The 16,465-nt window shown below is 71.9% G+C and carries 17 protein-coding genes; 11 read left to right on the forward strand and 6 right to left on the reverse strand.

The genetic code is table 11. From position 1 onward, the window contains the following. Nucleotides 1-21: 21 nt before the first annotated feature. The 8 genes from AB2L27_RS01520 (at nucleotide 22) to AB2L27_RS01555 (ending at nucleotide 8,233) form a co-directional block, all read left to right on the forward strand. Nucleotides 22-1,383, forward strand: coding sequence for an MFS transporter (locus AB2L27_RS01520; RefSeq protein WP_370439686.1), 1,362 nt, complete (start codon nucleotides 22-24; stop codon nucleotides 1,381-1,383). Between the two features lie 64 nt (nucleotides 1,384-1,447). Beyond that, complete coding sequence (locus tag AB2L27_RS01525) at nucleotides 1,448-2,311, forward strand: DODA-type extradiol aromatic ring-opening family dioxygenase (protein WP_370439687.1); 864 nt, start codon at nucleotides 1,448-1,450, stop codon at nucleotides 2,309-2,311. Beyond that, a complete protein-coding gene (locus AB2L27_RS01530) occupies nucleotides 2,308-2,682 on the forward strand; it encodes a hypothetical protein (RefSeq protein WP_370439688.1) in 375 nt (124 codons plus the stop codon). Before AB2L27_RS01525 ends, AB2L27_RS01530 begins: the two co-directional genes overlap by 4 nt. 80 nt (nucleotides 2,683-2,762) lie before the next feature. Continuing rightward, the gene (ligM, locus tag AB2L27_RS01535) at nucleotides 2,763-4,175 is read left to right on the forward strand and encodes a vanillate/3-O-methylgallate O-demethylase (protein WP_370439689.1); all 1,413 of its coding nucleotides are present in this window, start codon (nucleotides 2,763-2,765) and stop codon (nucleotides 4,173-4,175) included. Between the two features lie 13 nt (nucleotides 4,176-4,188). Beyond that, the gene (locus AB2L27_RS01540; RefSeq protein WP_370439690.1) at nucleotides 4,189-5,052 is read left to right on the forward strand and encodes a methylenetetrahydrofolate reductase; all 864 of its coding nucleotides are present in this window, start codon (nucleotides 4,189-4,191) and stop codon (nucleotides 5,050-5,052) included. A 45-nt stretch (nucleotides 5,053-5,097) separates the two neighbouring features. Further along, the gene (gene purU / locus AB2L27_RS01545; protein ID WP_370439691.1) at nucleotides 5,098-6,045 is read left to right on the forward strand and encodes a formyltetrahydrofolate deformylase; all 948 of its coding nucleotides are present in this window, start codon (nucleotides 5,098-5,100) and stop codon (nucleotides 6,043-6,045) included. 153 nt (nucleotides 6,046-6,198) lie between these two features. Beyond that, on the forward strand, nucleotides 6,199-7,389 hold the full coding sequence (locus tag AB2L27_RS01550) for a CaiB/BaiF CoA transferase family protein (protein WP_370439692.1): 1,191 nt from the start codon (nucleotides 6,199-6,201) through the stop codon (nucleotides 7,387-7,389). Continuing rightward, on the forward strand, nucleotides 7,382-8,233 hold the full coding sequence (locus AB2L27_RS01555) for a citryl-CoA lyase (RefSeq protein ID WP_370439693.1): 852 nt from the start codon (nucleotides 7,382-7,384) through the stop codon (nucleotides 8,231-8,233). The genes AB2L27_RS01550 and AB2L27_RS01555 overlap by 8 nt, the downstream gene beginning before the upstream one ends. 521 nt (nucleotides 8,234-8,754) lie before the next feature. Here the strand turns inward: AB2L27_RS01555 and AB2L27_RS01560 are convergent. The 5 genes from AB2L27_RS01560 to AB2L27_RS01580 all read right to left on the reverse strand — a co-directional run bounded on the left by AB2L27_RS01560 (nucleotide 8,755) and on the right by AB2L27_RS01580 (nucleotide 12,550). Next, nucleotides 8,755-9,144: a hypothetical protein gene (locus AB2L27_RS01560; RefSeq protein ID WP_370439694.1), complete on the reverse strand. Its 390-nt coding sequence runs from the start codon at nucleotides 9,142-9,144 to the stop codon at nucleotides 8,755-8,757. Between the two features lie 44 nt (nucleotides 9,145-9,188). Beyond that, entirely contained in the window at nucleotides 9,189-9,797 is a 609-nt protein-coding gene (locus AB2L27_RS01565; RefSeq protein WP_370439695.1) for a bacterial proteasome activator family protein, read from the reverse strand. A gap of 15 nt (nucleotides 9,798-9,812) precedes the next feature. Next, nucleotides 9,813-10,655: a phosphatase PAP2 family protein gene (locus AB2L27_RS01570; RefSeq protein ID WP_370439696.1), complete on the reverse strand. Its 843-nt coding sequence runs from the start codon at nucleotides 10,653-10,655 to the stop codon at nucleotides 9,813-9,815. Nucleotides 10,656-10,741: 86 nt separating this feature from the next. Continuing rightward, complete coding sequence (locus tag AB2L27_RS01575; protein WP_370439697.1) at nucleotides 10,742-11,674, reverse strand: aldo/keto reductase; 933 nt, start codon at nucleotides 11,672-11,674, stop codon at nucleotides 10,742-10,744. 51 nt (nucleotides 11,675-11,725) lie between these two features. Beyond that, complete coding sequence (locus AB2L27_RS01580; protein ID WP_370439698.1) at nucleotides 11,726-12,550, reverse strand: oxidoreductase; 825 nt, start codon at nucleotides 12,548-12,550, stop codon at nucleotides 11,726-11,728. Nucleotides 12,551-12,621: 71 nt separating this feature from the next. Here AB2L27_RS01580 and AB2L27_RS01585 point away from each other — a divergent pair, with 71 nt between their 5' ends. After that, nucleotides 12,622-13,860 (forward strand): VWA domain-containing protein, encoded by a 1,239-nt coding sequence (locus tag AB2L27_RS01585; RefSeq protein ID WP_370439699.1) that lies wholly within the window; start codon nucleotides 12,622-12,624, stop codon nucleotides 13,858-13,860. A 1-nt stretch (nucleotide 13,861) separates the two neighbouring features. Further along, nucleotides 13,862-14,365, forward strand: coding sequence for a GNAT family N-acetyltransferase (locus tag AB2L27_RS01590; protein WP_370439700.1), 504 nt, complete (start codon nucleotides 13,862-13,864; stop codon nucleotides 14,363-14,365). Between the two features lie 6 nt (nucleotides 14,366-14,371). Here the strand turns inward: AB2L27_RS01590 and AB2L27_RS01595 are convergent, their stop codons facing one another. After that, nucleotides 14,372-15,466, reverse strand: a complete 1,095-nt coding sequence (locus tag AB2L27_RS01595; protein WP_370439701.1) for a Gfo/Idh/MocA family protein — start codon at nucleotides 15,464-15,466, stop codon at nucleotides 14,372-14,374. A 64-nt stretch (nucleotides 15,467-15,530) separates the two neighbouring features. Here AB2L27_RS01595 and AB2L27_RS01600 point away from each other — a divergent pair, with 64 nt between their 5' ends. Continuing rightward, nucleotides 15,531-16,445 (forward strand): NAD-dependent epimerase/dehydratase family protein, encoded by a 915-nt coding sequence (locus AB2L27_RS01600; RefSeq protein WP_370439702.1) that lies wholly within the window; start codon nucleotides 15,531-15,533, stop codon nucleotides 16,443-16,445. Nucleotides 16,446-16,465 lie beyond the last annotated feature (20 nt).

Raw genomic sequence — 16,465 nt, forward strand, 5'->3', positions numbered from 1 at the left:
CGTCGGGCAGACGGTGGCGTCGTGACCCGGACATCGCACCCGCAGGCCACCGCGCCCGCGGTCGGCCGTTCCGGGTCGACCCTGGTGGCCGCCCTCTGCGGCACGCTCATCCTGTTCGACGGGTACGACCTCGTCGTCTACGGCAACGTCGTCCCCGCTCTGCTCGCCGAACCCGGGTGGGGCCTGACCCCTGCCAGAGCCGGTCAGATCGCCTCGCTGACCTTGATCGGCATGGCGGTCGGCGCTCTGCTCGCCGGGACCGTCGCGGACCGGGTCGGACGTCGCTCACTGGTCCTCGTCAGCCTGGCCTGGTTCTCGGTGAGCATGGCGGTCTGCGCGGTGGCGCCGAACGTCCTCGTCTTCGAGGTCTCCCGGGCGGTCGGAGGGCTCGGGCTCGGGGCGATGTTCCCGCTCGCCACCGCACTGGTCATCGAGTTCACCGCCCCCCGACGGCGGGCGAGGGTGTACGTGCTGACGACCTTCGGCTACCTCGTGGGCGGGGTGGTGGCCGCCGGTCTCGGGCTGCTGCTCATCCAGTCCGTCGGCTGGCGCGTCATGTTCTGGATCGGTGCCGCCCCGATCCTGCTGTTGCCCCTGTTGTTCAAGATGCTGCCCGAGAGCACGGCCTGGCTGGTGGCTCGAGGACGGCACGGGGATGCCGTGGCCCAGGCCGAGCTGCACGGCGTGGAGGCTCCGCCGGCCGTCGTGGCCGAGGAGACGCGTGGCCGACGGCGGCGCGGCACGGCCGTCCTGTTCGGCGACGGCTACGCAGTGGCCACGGTGATGCTCTGGGGCGTGCAGTTCTGCAGCCTCCTGCTGGTCTTCGGCATGGTCACGTGGTTGCCGACCATCATGACCCGCCTCGACTACACGCTCGGCTTCGCCCTGGCGTTCGTCCTGGTGCTGAACGTGGGAGCCGCGATCGGTGCCTTCGCCGCGGCTCGGTTCGCCGATCGCATCGGCCCCAGACCGGCTGTCGTCACGTTGTTCGTCCTCGGCGCCGTCGCCGTGGCGGCGCTGGCCCTCCGGCCGGGCACCACCCTGGTCTTCCTCCTCATCGGGGTGGCCGGCGCGGGAACGCTGGGAACCCAGATCCTGGTGAACGTGTTCGCCTCCTCGCTGTACCCGACCGCTGCGCGGACGACGGGACTCGGTTGGGCTCTGGGCGTGGGGCGCCTGGGCGGCATCGTGGGTCCCAGCGTCGGGGGTGCGCTACTGGCTGCCGGACTGGGGGCGCAGTGGAACTTCTACGTCTTCGCCATCGTCGCCGCTGCCGGTGGCCTGTTGGCCCTGCTCCTGCCCTTGACCCCCGTCGCGCGCGTGACGCAGTCGGCCGATCCCGCGGAACCGGCCACCGGCGACGGTCGGGCGCTGCCCGCCTGATCCCCGGCGTGTCGCGGGAGCGACACCCCGCACCCTGAACCCGACCCGTGAGGAGGAGAGACGGATGGCGAACGTCTGCGCCGTTCTGGCCACCACGCACCACCCGTTCTACTACCGTGAGACCGAACTGACGCCGCCTGAATCGCGGCGGCCCTCGTCCGTCGTCTGGAAGCAGAAGGTCGAGTCCTACCGGGAAACACTGACCGCGGCGCGTCCCGACGTCCTGGTCATGGTGGGAGCAGACCACTTCCACCAGTTGTTCTACGACAACTACCCCACCTTCCTGATCGGCAAGGCCCCGAAGTACGACACGACGTTCTACAACGAGGAACGGCACTTCGGGATGCCCAGGTTCGTGTTGGAGGGGGACGAGTCCCTCTCCGGCCACCTGCACCGTGGTCTCATCGAGCGCGACTTCGACTTCGCGGTCAGTCACGAACTGAAGATCGATCACTCCATCACGTGCGCCATCGTGACGTCCCGGCCGGAGGCCGACCTGCCCGTCGTCCCCATCTACACGAACATCTTCGCGCCCCCGCTGGCCCGTCCCGCGCGGTTCCACGCGCTCGGTCGGGCCATCCGCGAGATCGTGGAGGAGTACCCCGGCGATCAGCGCGTCGCCATCATCGGGACGGGCCACCTGTCGCTGGAGGTGGGCGGTCCGCGTCAGTTCCAGGAGACGGCCCCCGATCTCGACTTCGACCGCAGAGCGGTGCAGTGGCTGGCCGACGGTGACATCGAGTCGATCCTGCGCGAGGTCACCCCGGAGACGTTGAGGGCCGCGGGCAACGCCACCGACGGCTTCCTGGACCTCATCCTCATGCTGGGAGTGGCCGGGCCCAACAAGGCCGACTACGCCGATCACCTCGAGCTCTTCCAGACCACTGAGGCGTTCTTCACGTGGTACCCGCAGGGGGATCCCCGATGAGCAGGTACTACGTCAACAAGTTCTTGTTCCAGGTCGACCGTTCCCCCGAACTGCTCGCCGCCTACAAGGCCGCGCCGGCCGCCACCCTGGAAGACTGGGAATGCACGCAGGGTGACCGGTTGGACCAGAACGGTGGGCACGAGCGGACCACCTGGCTCCACTTCACCCCCGAGGAACGACAGGCCCTCCAGAGCCAGGACCACGTCAAGCTCTTCGAGTTGGGTGCCCACTGGTTCCCCACCCTGCAGGTCTTCGTCGGGATGTTCGAGAAGGACCGGGAGGCCGTAGGAGGGCCGCTGGCCTACCAGAAGGAGTTCGCCGCCGACCTGTCCCACTGGCTGGGGCGTTCCCACCCCTCGGTCGAGCTCTGAGCCGAGACCGACCCCCGCACCCCACCCGCCCGCCGATCCGCGGCATCACCGGATCGGATCCACGTGAACCGGAGGAAGACATGACCGCCAGAACCCTGCAGGACAAGATCGACCAGCACCGCGATGTCCCGACCATGCTGCGCAACTCCACGGCACTGCCGTACGTTTCGCACCCGGTGGTCCAGCCCGAGTTCCACAACTGGCGTGACGAGAGCCTCGCATGGCGCCAGAGCGTCGTCCTGTTCGACCAGACGCACCACATGGACGCCCTCTACCTCCGCGGCAGGGATGCGCACCGGTTGATCAGCGAGACCTCGGTCACCACGCCGACCTTCCCCGTCGACTCCGCCAAGCAGTACGTGGCGGTCAACCATCAGGGGTTCCTCATCGGGGATGGCATCATCCACCGTGAAGGTGAGGACGAGTTCATGTACGTGGGTCGCTCACCCGCGGCCAACTGGCTCCTGTACAACTCCGAGAAGGGCGGCTACGACGTCGACGTGGAGGTCGACCGTCGGTCCTTCGAGTACCCGCTCGGGCGGGGGATCGAGCGGAAGTTCTGGCGCATGCAGATCCAGGGGCCTCGTGCGTGGGAGGTCATCGAGAAGATCAACGGTGGGCCCGTCGAGCAGATCAAGTTCTTCCGCGAGGCGTGGATCGACATCGCAGGTGTGCGTGCGCGGTCGCTGCGGCACGGCATGGCGGGTGCGCCGGGTCTGGAGATCTGGGGCCCGTACGCCAGCTACCTGCAGGTGCGCGAGGCCATCCTCGAGGCGGGTCGGGAGTTCGGCATCGTGCCCGTGGGGGCCCGGGCCTACCCCGTGTCGGCGGTCGAATCCGGGTGGATCCCTTCGCCTCTCCCCGCGGTCTACAGCAGCGAGGAACTGCGTGGGTACCGTGAGTGGCTACCGGCTGACGGTTACGAGGGCCGTCTTCCGCTGGCCGGTTCCTTCGACCCCGGCTCCATCGAGGACTACTACCTCACTCCGTGGGACCTGCGCTACGGCTCGTTCGTGAAGTTCGACCACGACTTCGTGGGACGGGACGCACTGGCCGCCCACGACCCGGAATCGTTCCGTCGCAAGGTGACCTTCGAGTGGAACGCTCAGGACGTGACCCGCATCCTCGGCTCCGTCGTCGACGTCGGGGGGCCGCAGTACAAGTACCTGGAACTTCCGTTGGGCGGGTACGGGCAATCGCAGTACGACGCCGTCCTCGACGGAGCAGGCGACCTCGTGGGGTTGTCGATGCTGAATGTCGCCTTGTCGTACAACGAGCGCAAGGTCCTCTCGACCGGGGTCGTCGGACGAGACGTCCCCGAGGGGGCCGAACTGTCCCTCGTGTGGGGTGAGCCCAACGGGGGGACGGCCAAGCTCAACGTCGAGCACCACGAGCAGACCCGCGTCCGGGTGATCGTCAGTCCGTCCCCGTACTCGGCGGTGGTGCGCAGCGACTACCAGGGCGGCTGGCGCAGTTCCAGCGCCGTCATCTGAGGAGGTCGACGGAGTGAACCAGCCGATGAAGGCACGACGGGGCGGTCCTCGCGTCGATCTGTCCCGCGCGGTGCGTGACGTCGGGTACGAGGTCATCCCGTTCAAGAAGACGGCGGACGCCGTGCGGGCCCACGTCCCCAGGGACGTCTCCCTCACGGTGACGGCCTCGCCCGCGAAGGGGCAGGACGCCACGATCGACCTCGCCGAGCGGCTCGCCGCCGATGGTTACACCGTGACCCCGCACCTGTCGGCCCAGCTGGTCCGGGACAGGGTCCACCTGCAGGACGTCGTCGCTCGGTGCCGGGCGGCCGGCGTCCGGTCGGTGTTCGTCGTCGGTGGTGATCGCACCGAGACACCCGGACCGTTCCCCGACGCGCTGGCCCTGCTGCGCGAGGTGCACGACGTGGGGCACGGGTTCACCCGGATCGGCGTCGGGGGGCACCCTGAGGGGCACCCGTCGGTGGGCCCGGACGTCCTCCTGCAGGCGTTGCGGGCCAAGGCTGCCCTGGCCACGCACATCACGACGCAGATCGTCTTCGACCATGAGGTCATCCTGCGGTGGGCTCGGGACGTGAAGCGTCAGGGCATCGACCTCCCGGTGCACGTCGGGGTGCCGGGGGCGGTGACGAGGCAGAAGCTCCTCCGCGTCTGCGGGGGCCTCGGCATCGGGGAATCGGCGAAGTTCTTGGCCAAGCAGCAGAAGATGTTCTGGCGCTTCTTCGTCCCCGGCGGCTACCACCCCGGGCGCATCATCAAGGGCCTGGTGCCCCACCTGGGCAGGGACGACAACAACCTCGCAGGATTCCACGTCTTCACGTTCAACGACCTCGAACCCACCGAGCAGTGGCGGCAGCGCGTCGGATCTCTCGGCGGCTGACCAGACCGACCACGGTGGACGCACACCCGTGTCCTTGGAGGAACCATGGCCATCGTCACCACCCAGACCCCGACTCCGGCCGGCGGCCCGCTGCCGGGTGAGCACGTCCGCCCGGCCGCCGGCAGGACCCGTGCGGGTTCCGCCGACCTCGGGCGGCTGCTGTTCACGTGCGAGGACCAACCGGGCATCGTCGCGGCGACGAGCGCCTTCCTGAGCGACCACGGAGCGAACATCGTCAGTCTGGACCAGTTCTCCACCGCCCCCGAAGGTGGCTCCTTCTTCCAGCGGACGGTCTTCCACCTCCCGGGTCTGCGCGCGGCACGGGACGAGCTCGAACAGGCGTTCTCCGCGCAGGTCGCCTCCAGGTTCGGCATGGACTTCACTCTCACCCAGGTCGCCGAGACCAAGCGGGTGGCCATCCTGGTGTCGAAGACCGATCACTGCGTCCTGGACCTGCTGTGGCGCAATCGACGGGGGGAGCTCGACATGACGGTGGTGATGGTCGTCAGCAACCACCCCGATCTGGCCGACCGGGTCCGCCCCTTCGGTGTCCCGTTCTTCCACGTGCCGGCCAACCGGGACAACCGCGAGGAGGCTGAGGATCGGATGCTCGAGCTGCTGCGCGGCAACGTCGACCTCGTCGTCCTGGCCCGGTACATGCAGATCGTCACTCCGCGGTTCCTCGAGTCGGTGGGGGCGCCTCTGATCAACATCCACCACTCGTTCCTGCCGGCCTTCGTCGGTGCAGGTCCCTACGCCAAGGCCAAGGAGCGCGGAGTGAAGCTGATCGGTGCGACGGCTCACTACGTCACCGCCGATCTGGACGAAGGTCCCATCATCGAACAGGACGTGGTGCGGGTGGACCACCGGCAGGACACCGCCGACCTCGTGCGGCTGGGGGCCGACGTGGAACGCGGCGTGCTGTCCCGAGCCGTGGAGTGGCACCTGCAGGACCGGGTCCTGCGCAACGGCACCACGACCGTCGTCTTCTGAGGCGACGGGGAACAGGGGAGTGATCATGCTGCGATCCGCTGTCGAGGAGACGGGGACGGCGGGGCCCGGCGACAGGAGGACCCGCGCTCGTCCACCAGGTACCCGAGCCGGGCGATCCCGGTGCTCCGCAGACGCGACCGGAAAGGGCCTCTCGTGACCACCTCGAACACCACCTCGGCCCCGGGGAACCCCGGGCCGTTGGACGGCATCGTCGTCGCCGACTTCTCCCGCGTCCTGGCCGGGCCCTACGCCACGATGCTGCTGGCGGACCTGGGCGCCGAGGTCATCAAGGTCGAGGGTCCCGGCGGGGACGACACCCGGGCCTGGGTCCCGCCCGAACGCGACGGTGTCGGCACGTACTACCTGTCGGTGAACCGGAACAAGCGGTCCGTCACCCTGGACCTGCGCCAGGAGTCCGACCGCGCCCTCGCCCACGAGCTGTCCCGCCGCGCCGACGTCTTCATCCACAACTTCAAGCCGGGGGGCCTGGCTCGCTTCGGACTGGAGTACGAGGACGTGCGGGCCCGCAACGACACCGTCGTCTACTGCTCGATCAGTGGTTTCGGCACGGCCGGCGGCGCTTCGCTGCCGGGGTACGACCTGCTGGTGCAGGCGATGTCCGGGCTGATGAGCCTCACCGGGGACCCGGACGGGCGCCCTTTCCGCGCCGGGATCTCGGTGTTCGACGTCATGACGGGCCTGCACTCGGCGATCGGCGTCCTGGCTGCGCTGCACCACCGGGACAGGACGGGCCAGGGCCAGCACGTCGAGACGAACCTCCTGTCGACCGCGCTGTCGGCCCTGGTGAACCAGACGTCCGCCTACGTGGCCGGAGGCGTCGTGCCCACCCGCATGGGCAACGCGCACCTGAGCCTGTTCCCCTACGAACCCCTCGCGACCGGTGACGGAGAGCTCATCGTGGTCGCGGGAAACGACGCGCAGTTCCGCCGGCTCGTGCGCGCCCTGGGGCGGCCCGAACTCGCAGATGACGAGCGGTTCGACAGCGTCGCCAAGCGCAATGTGAACCGGGAGGAGCTCAGACCCCACCTCGTGCACGCGCTGGCGGCGAAGAGCGCCCAGGACTGGTTCGCGGTCCTGACGGCCGAAGGTCTGCCGTGCGGTCCCATCAACACCGTCGCCGGGGGCGTGGGTCTGGCCGAGGACCTCGGTCTGGAGCCCGTGGTGACGGTGGGGGAGGGGACTGCGGCTGTTCCCTCGGTCCGCAACCCGATCCGGTTCTCCGCGACCCCGGCGAGCTACCGGACACCACCACCGGCGCTCGGCCAGCACGACGCCGAGGTGCGGGCGTGGTTGACCACTGCGTGGGAGGGCGACCGTGGGTGAACCACGCCCGGTCCCCGTGCCCGAGTCCGCGTCGGTCTACGAGACCGCCCTCGGGGCCTCCACCCGGGAGACGATCACCCTGCTCGGGCGCGACCTGGCCGGTGAGGTCATGGGCGAGGTGGGTTTCGGCGAACTCGCGTTCTGGCTGGCCACCCAGCGCCGTCCGACGCCGGGTGAGACGCGGTTGTTCGAGGCGGTCCTGGCGGCTCTGGCCGACCACGGGTTCACCCCGACGGCGATCGCGGCGAGGTTGACCTGGCTGTCCGCGCCGGACTCGGTCCAAGGTGCACTCGCCGCCGGCCTGCTGGGAGGTGGCAGCCGCTTCCTGGGGGTGACCGAGGATTGCGGGCGTTTCCTGCACGAGGCGCTGTCGGCACCCGGTCGTGACATCCCCACCACCGACGAGGGGTGGGACGCGCTGGCGGTGGACACGGTCCAGCGGGCGAAGGCCGCTGGACGACGCGTCCCTGGGCTCGGGCACCACGTGCACAAGGAGCGTGACCCGCGTACCCCCCGGTTGTTCCAGATCGCGGCCGAGGAGGGGGTGCGGGGACCGCACCTGGACCTGCTGGCCGCAGTGGGCAGGGTGCACACGGAGGTCCTGGGACGCAGATTGCCCCTGAACGGGGCAGGTGTGTGCGGCGCGGCGCTCGCCGACCTGGGGTTGCCGCTGGAACTCCTGCGGGGCTTCGCGCTGCTGGCCCGGACGGCGGGACTGATCGGCCAGCTCGCGGAGGAGCTGCGCACTCCGGTGGCGAACGAGATCTTCCTGTCGGTGGACCTGCACAACCGACCGGTGCCGCCGGTGCCGAGTGCGACGAGGTGGACCTCGGGCGGGCGCTGATCCGCAGCGTCCACCCCGTGCCTGGAGGTGCCCGGAGGTGTCTGGCGGGCCCGGGCCTCGACCTCCCGGCCCGGAACCCCGTCTCGGGCGTGCTCACCCCCCGTTCGCCTCCCGAGCCTGGAACGGCGGGGCGCGCGGGGCTGGTCGTCGCGGGCCGCAGGTCTTCGACGTCGCCTCGATCGCCCGCCGGGCGCAGGAGGCGGGCCGCGTGGTGGGGGCTGCTCGCCACTCGCACGTCGAGCAGCTGGGACACGCCGCCCTGCACGAGCGCCGACGGACCGGCTGAGCCGCCGCGGGGCAACCGAAGCGCCGGCGCGTGCGGCCGCCACCGCCCGCGGGAGGGGACGAGTTCGTCGTGCTGGGGGCGGTGCGCCGTGTCGACGACGCGGAGGCGGTGGCCGTCGCGCAGGCGCCCGCCACGGGTGAGGAGGTGCTGGCCCGCGTGGACGCCGCCACGTACTCGGCGAAGAACCGGTGCGGGTGCGCGCGGGTCGACGTCCCGATCGATCCGTCCCTGCGCCTCAGCGCGGGTCGGCCAACGTCTCGGCCTTGACCACGGCGCGTTCCACCGCGGCCAGCAGAGCCGGGTCGACGGGACCACCGTCCGCTCCCGCGACCCGGACCATCGCGGACGCCTCCGCGACCTGCGCGCACGCGGTGGCGGTCCGGGTCAGCCGGCGGTGGACTTCGGGGTGCTCCCCGTCCGGCCCGCCGGGCACGAGGAGGTCACCCGCGGAGGGGGCCACCTCCTGGGCCCGCAGGCACTGCGCGCGCACGGCGCGGGCGATGAGGTCCACGCGGGGCAGGAACTCCTCCAGCGCCGCGCGGGCCGGGCCGGGTGGGGTGCCGTCCACGACCATCTCCACGCGGCGCACGGCGCGGTCGGCGGTGTGCGCGGCACGCGCCCACACCCCCTCACCGAGGGGGTCGGGTGGGCGGCGCCAGAACGCGAGCTTCAGAGGTACTGCCCCGTCCCGCCAGGCTGGACCCGCGGCATCCCGTCACCACCGGGACGGGCGGCCGGGCCCGTCGTGGGCAGGCCGCCGGGCAGGGCGCGCCGCATCTCCTGCAACTGCGCCTGCGCCGCCATCTGCTGGGCGACCAGAGCGGTCTGGATGCCGTGGAACAGGCCTTCGAGCCAGCCGACGAGCTGGGCCTGGGCGATGCGCAGCTCGCTCTCGGAGGGGGTCTGGCCCTCGGCGAACGGCAGCGCGATCCGCCGCAGTTCCTCGACGAGGTCGGCGGACAGGCCGTCCTCGAGCTCGCTGAGGGAGCGTTCGTGGATCTCGGCGAGCCGGTTGCGTCCCGCCTCGTCCAGCGGCGCGGACCGCACTTCCTCCAGCAGCTGCTTGACCATGCTGCCGATCCGCATGACCTTCGCCGGCTGGGAGACCATGTCCGCCGGACCGGGTTCGCCGTCCTCGGGCGGTTCGGCGATGCCCATGCCCTGCGGCGTCACGACGACGACTCGGGGGTCCGCGCCCTCGGCGGTCTCGCGGGGGGCGTCGGGCGGGGTGGGGTCCTCGGTCAGGTCGCGGTGGGGCTCGGAGGTGTGATCGGGCATGCCCCCATCCTGCCCTCAGCCCCGCGAGCGCACCTCTCGCGGCAGGGCCAGGGCCGCGGTGAGCACCGTCAGGGCCACGACGGCCCCCGCGAGGAGGTAGGACGTGGTCAGGTCGGCCCCGCCGGCGTAGACCACGACGAGCGCGGCGGCCGCCGCACCGGGCACCAGGAGCGAGAGCCGGACCAGGGCTCCCCGCCGCCGCTGGTCGCGGGTCGGCAGCACGTGCACGAGGCACAGGACGATCGAGCCGACCAGCGCCGAGGCCAGGACGTCGCTGACCCGGTGCCAGCCGTCGGCGATGACGAAGGCCCCCATCGCCCCGGCGGCGGCCGCCCCCGCCAGCGCCAGGGGCGCCCGCAGCCAGCGCGGCCCGGCGACGAGCAGGCCCAGGGCCAGCCCCAGCACCGCGGACGTGTGCCCGCTGGGCAGGCTGTTCGCCGCCGAGCCGTGCTCCAGCAGGGCGGGCCGTTCGAGCAGGACGAGCTTGAGCAGCTCGGTCACCGCGAGCGTCCCGCCGGCCACGACGACACCGCGGGCGGCCGCGCCGAGGCGGCCCCGCACGAGCCCGACGAGCCCCACCACCCCGACCCCGAGGACGAGGTGGTGCGGCTGGAGCCGGTCGACGAGGTCGAACGCGGTGCGCAGCCACCCCGTCTCCGAGCCGCGGTTCTCCAGGGCGACGTCGTGCAGGCGGTTCTCGTGCCGCTGGCCCGCCGCCGTCCGCACGCACACCACGTACAGGACGCCGAGAGCCACGAGCTGCCACCACCCGGCCCCCAGCGCCACCAGGGACCAGGTGCGCCGGGAGGACACCGGTCGCGGGGGGCTCCAGGGCTGGGGTGCGGCTGTCGTGCTCACCCCTCCACTGTGCGGCACGCGGCGCGGCGGCGCGCACCCGGCGCGTGCAGGGTCGGTGTCGTTCCTGTGACCCGCGGGCCACCGGCTCAGCGGGAGGCGTGCTCCAGCGCGTCGAGCTCGTCGGCCGTCAGCTCCAGCTCCATCGAGGCCAGCAGCGCGGGGAGCTGCTCGACGGTGCGGGCGCTGGCGATGGGGGCCACGACCGTCGGCCGGGAGCGCAACCACGCCAGGGCGACCGTGGCGACGTCCACGTCGTGCGCGGCGGCGGCCTCGTCCAGCGCCTCCAGGACCCGCGGCCCGCGCGGGGAGTCGAGGTAGGCCGCGGCCGAGGCCTGCCGCTGGGACTCGGCGAGCTGACCGGGGCGGTACTTGCCGGTGAGGAACCCCGAGGCGAGGGAGTAGTAGGGCAGCGAGGCCAGCCCGTTGGCCTGCGCGACGGGCAGCGCGTCGCGCTCGTACTCCTCGCGCTCGACGAGGTTGTAGTGGTTCTGCACGGCCACGTAGCCGGCGAAGCCCTCGCGCCGGGAGGTCTCCAGGGCCTCGGTGAGCCGGGAGCCGGTGTAGTTCGACGCGCCGATCGCGCGGACCTTCCCGGCGGTGACGAGCTCGTCGAAGGCGCCGAGCGTCTCGGCCAGCGGGGTGTCACGGTCGTCCTCGTGGGCCCAGTACAGGTCGATGCGGTCGGTCTGCAGGCGCTGCAGCGACTCGTCGACGGCCCTGCGGATGTTCTGCGCGCCCAGACCGGCGCGGTCGGCCTTCTTGGCGACCTTGGTGGCGATGACGACCTGGTCGCGCTTGCCGGACTTCGCCAGCCAGGTGCCGATGATGGTCTCGGAGATCCCGGCGCCGCCGTCGGACCAGGCCGAGTACACGTCGGCGGTGTCGATGAAGTCCCCACCGCCCTCGACGAAGGCGTCGAGGACGGCGTGCGAGGTGGCTTCGTCCGTGGTCCAGCCGAAGACGTTGCCGCCCAGGTTCAGCGGCCGGACGTCGAGGTCAGAGGTTCCGATGCGTGTCATGGCGCCAGGCAACCACAGGCCGCCGCCGACGACACCCCGACGGTGCGCGGCTCAGAAATCGGTGCTGGCGCTCAGCTCGCGCCAGACGTTGACCTCCGAACGCCGCTGCTCCAGCACGCCCTCGATCGCCGACAGCGCGTCGGAGCCGAGGAACACCGCCGACGGCGGGTTCTCCGCCTCGGCCAGCGCGATCATCGCCTCGGCGGCCTTGGCCGGGTCGCCCGGCTGGGTGCCGTGGGCGGTGTCGTTCTCGATGCGCCGCGGACCGGCCGTCTCGGCGTAGTCGGCGATGGGGTCGGGCGACTGCGTCAGCGAGCGGCCCGCGAAGTCGGTGCGGAACCCGCCGGGGGCGACGATCGTCACGCGGATCCCCAGCGGGGCGAGTTCGGTGCGCAACGAGCGGGACACCGCCTCCAGCGCCGCCTTGGCCGCCGCGTAGTAGCCCGACCCGGGCGGGCAGACGTGCGCACCGATCGAGGAGACGTTGAGGACCGTCCCGCTGCGGCGTTCCCGCATCCCGGGCAGGACGGCCTTGAGGACGGAGGCCGCCCCGAAGACGTGGGTGGCGAACAGCCGCTCGACGTCCGCGTCCACCCCCTCCTCGACGGCGGCGCGGTAGCCGTAGCCGGCGTTGTTCACGACGACGTCGACGCCGCCGAAGCGTTCCTCGGCCCGGCGCACGGCCTCGGTGACCTGCTCGGGGGAGGTGACGTCCAGGGACAGCGCGAGGGCGGTGTCGGGGTGAGCGGCCGCGATGTCCTCGACCCGGGAGGCGTCGCGGGCGGTGACGACGGCGCGGTGGCCGCGGGCGAGGACGGCTTCGGCCAGCGAGCGACCCAGGCCGGTCGAGCAGCCGGTGATGAACCAGGTGGACATGCCCGCACCCTGTCACCTGACGCCTCCCCTGTCTGCCCGGGCCGACCCCGACGTCGGGTAGAACTGGGTGGGTGACCACGCTCACCGAGGGCGGCAACGCCCCGCTCACCGGTTCGTCCCCGCGGGTCCGCGTCGAGGGGCCGGTGGACGTCACGGCCCTCGTGGTGAACCCCGACGGCAAGGTCGCCGGTGACGCCGACATGGTGTTCTTCAACCAGCCGTCCGCGCCCGGGGTGCGCCTGGACGGGCGGGCGCTCGCGCTCGACCTCGGGTCGTTGCGCCCGGGGGCCGACCGGGTCGTCGTCGTGGCCAGCCCCGAGGCCGAGGGGGCGACGTTCGCCGGCACCACCGTGCGGCTCGTCGTGGAGGACGGCGCGTCGACGACGGAGTTCACCCCGTCCCGGCTGGGGGCCGAGACCGTCGTCGTGCTCGCGGAGGTGTACCAGCGCGGCGGGGCGTGGAAGGTCCGTGCCGTGGGGCAGGGCTACGACAACGGCCTCGCCGGCCTGGCCACCGACTTCGGGGTCGACGTCGACGAACCCGCCGAACCCGCAGCCGCGCCGGTCGCCCCCGCACCCCCCGCGGTGAACTTCACCAAGGGCGAGGAGAAGCTGCCCGTCGACATGCGCACGGCGCTGAACCTGCGCAAGCAGCAGGTTGCGCTCGTGCTCACCAAGCACCGCATGACGGGCCTGCGGTGCCGGGTCGTCGTCGTGCTCGACGTCTCCGGCAGCACCAGCTCCCTCTACCGCAAGGGCGTGTTCTCCCGCGCCGTGGAACGGGTCGCGCCGGTGGCCGCGCAGGTCGACGACGGCGCCGAGATGCAGGCGTGGGCGATGGGCGGGCGAGCGCAGCGGCTGGAGAACATCACCGTCGGCGACCTCCCGCAGTGGCTGCAGACGTACACCGCCAAGAGGTACACCGAGGCCGAGGGCTGGAACAACGAGAAGGCCGTCATCGAGGACGTCGCGCGCTACGTCGCCCGCGAACCCCTCGACATCCCCACCCTCGTGCTGTTCTTCCACGACGGCGGGGTCACCGACAACAAGGGCACGGAGAAGGCGCTGCGGGCCGTCGAGCGCGAGCCGGTGTTCTGGCAGTTCATCGGCATCGGCCGCAGCAACTACGGCATCCTGGAGAAGCTCGACACCCTCGCCGGCCGCCAGGTCGACAACACCGGGTTCTTCGCCCTCGACGACCTCGACGCGGTGAGCGACGAGGAGCTGTACGACCGGATCCTGCAGGAGTTCCCGAGCTGGATGCGCTCGTACTACCCGGCCGGATCGCCCGCGCTGCAGGGCCTGTCCTGACGTGCCCGACCTCGTCGCCCCGCGTTCGTCCGTGGCCGCGTCGGTGCGGCGGGCCGCGCGGGCGGGGGAGTGGGACGACCACCCCACCTACGCCGGGGTCGCCGGGATGGACGACGCGCAGTTCGACACCTGGACCGACCGCCTCGTCGCCGACGCCCGCGAGGGCACCCCGCGGCCGGAAGGTTTCGTCCCCTCCACGAACCTGTGGTGGGTCGAGGGTGCGGAGTTCCTGGGGCGGGTGCAGGTGCGGCACCGCCTGACCCCGCGGTTGCGCGACCTCGGCGGCCACGTCGGGTACTGGGTCGTACCGTCCGCGCGGCGTCGTGGGCACGCGACGGCGATGCTCGCAGCCGCGCTGCCGGTCGCGAACGCGCTGGGTCTGGAGTGCGTGCTCGTCACCTGCGACGTCGGCAACACCGCCTCGCGCCGGGTCATCGAAGCGAACGGCGGGCTGTTCGAGGGGCGGCGCGGGGCGAAGCTGCGGTTCTGGGTGCCGACGGGCTGACCGGCGTCAGCCGTCGAGCGCGCTCGCCCACGCCTCCCGCGTCGTCGTGACCGCCCCACCGGTGCGCACGGACTCGCCGATCGCCAGGCCCAGCAGGTGGTCCTGGGCGGCCCCGGCCAGCGGGTACGGCCCCGGCCCCTCGCCACGGGCCCAGGCCGCCGCCCGCCGGAACATCGTGGCCAGCGCAATCTCCTCGTCCGAGAGCCGGGACCCGCCGAAGGGGTTGCGGAACACCACCCGCCCCTCGACCGCGATCTGGTCCAGGTCCAACCCCTGCACGTCCTGCTGGTGACCGGTCTGGCGGCGTTCCAACGACGACGTGAGGACGGTCGTCGCGTCCGCCAGCCGCACCACCCGGTCGTCGACGAGTTCACCCAGGCTGCCGCGCACGATCAACCGCCGGGTGCGCAGCGGGTTCCGCGTCTGCGTCTGCGTGAAGTCGTACAGCGCGCTGCGGCCGTCCCCGACGTCGAACGTCGCCACGGTCGTGGTCTGCGGCCGCGGGGCGGGATCGCCCGTCCAGCCCGGGCGGGCGATCGGGTCGGCCAGGGGAGAGGTGGTGGCGCTGCCGACCACGCGCACCGGTTCCGCCCCCAGGCCGAGGAAACCGCGGACCATCGAGGTCGCGTGGTAGGTCTGCGTCGAGGACACCTGCACCGACGTCGGTTCCCCCAGCAGCCCGTCCCGCACGACCCGCAACCGGGCGGCGGTGTGGGGGAACAGCAGGTACTGCTCGGCGACCTGGACGCGGCCGCTGGCGCCCACCGCGTCCCACAACGCGCGGAGCCCGTCGAGGTCCGGGGCCGGGGGAGTCTCGGTGAGGACCCGCGCGCCGTGGGCCACGAGGTCGATGACGACCGCGGGTGCCGCGGCGACGGGCACCGCGACGAAGACGAGTTCCGGCGCGGTTCCCAGCAGACCGGTGAGGTCGTCGGCGACGGGCAGGCCCCGACCGGCCACCACGGCCTCGGTGGACGCGCGGCTGCGGCCCAGGACGCCCGTCACCTCGACGAGGTGTGGCACCCGGGCCACGAGGTCCAGGAACAGTCCGGCCCGGAATCCCGTGCCGACGACGCCGAGGCGGAGAGGGGCTGCGTCCACGTCGGCGACCGTAGACCCCGTTCTCTGGCCTGGCGAGTTCCCGAGGGGGTGGTTGGGTGGGCGCATGCGCATCTTCTTCACGGGCGGCAGCGGCAAGGCCGGGCACCACGTCGCACCGTACCTGGCCTCCCAGGGGCACCACGTGACGAACGCCGACCTCACCCCCCTCGCCCACCCCGACGTCACCGACCTGCGCGTCGACCTCACCGACGCCGGTCAGGTGTACTCCGCGATGGCGGGGATGCCGACGACGGCCGACCTCGACGGCCCCGGCCGGGCACCCGGCGGTTCGGCCTACGACGCCGTCGTCCACTTCGCCGCGATCCCCACCATCCTGCGGGCCCCGGACGCGACGACGTTCGCGACGAACGTCCTCGCCCACTACAACGTGCTGGAGGCCGCGACGCGGCTCGGCATCCGCAAGGTCGTGTTCGCGTCCTCGGAAACGACCTACGGGATCTGCTTCGCGCAGGGGGAGCGCACACCGCTCTACGTGCCCGTCGACGAGGAGCACCCCGTCGTCCCGGAGGACTCCTACGCCATGTCGAAGGTCGCCGGCGAGGTGGTCTCGCGGTCCTTCCAGGCCCGCACCGGGGCGGACGTCTACGGGTTCCGCATCAACAACGTCATCGAACCCCACGAGTACGCCGAGAAGTTCCCGCCGTTCCTGACCGACCCCGCGCTGCGGCGGCGCAACGTCTTCGCCTACATCGACACCCGCGACCTCGGCCAGGCGACGCTCAAGGCGTTGCTGACCGACGGGTTGGGGTTCGAGGTGTTCAACGTCGCCAACGCCGACATGTCCGTGGCCGCCACGACGCAGGAGGTCATCGCGGAGTTCTACGGGGGCGTCGAGGTGCGGCGGGAGATGGGCCGGGACGAGACGTTCTACAGCATCGACAAGGCCCGCGAGCTGCTCGGGTACGAACCGCAGCACTCCTGGCGGGACGTGCTGGAGGACCCCCGCGCGGGGAACTGACGCGGGGCGGGGAACCGGGG

This window comes from Kineococcus halophytocola (assembly GCF_041276425.1).
Taxonomy (GTDB): domain Bacteria; phylum Actinomycetota; class Actinomycetes; order Actinomycetales; family Kineococcaceae; genus Kineococcus; species Kineococcus halophytocola.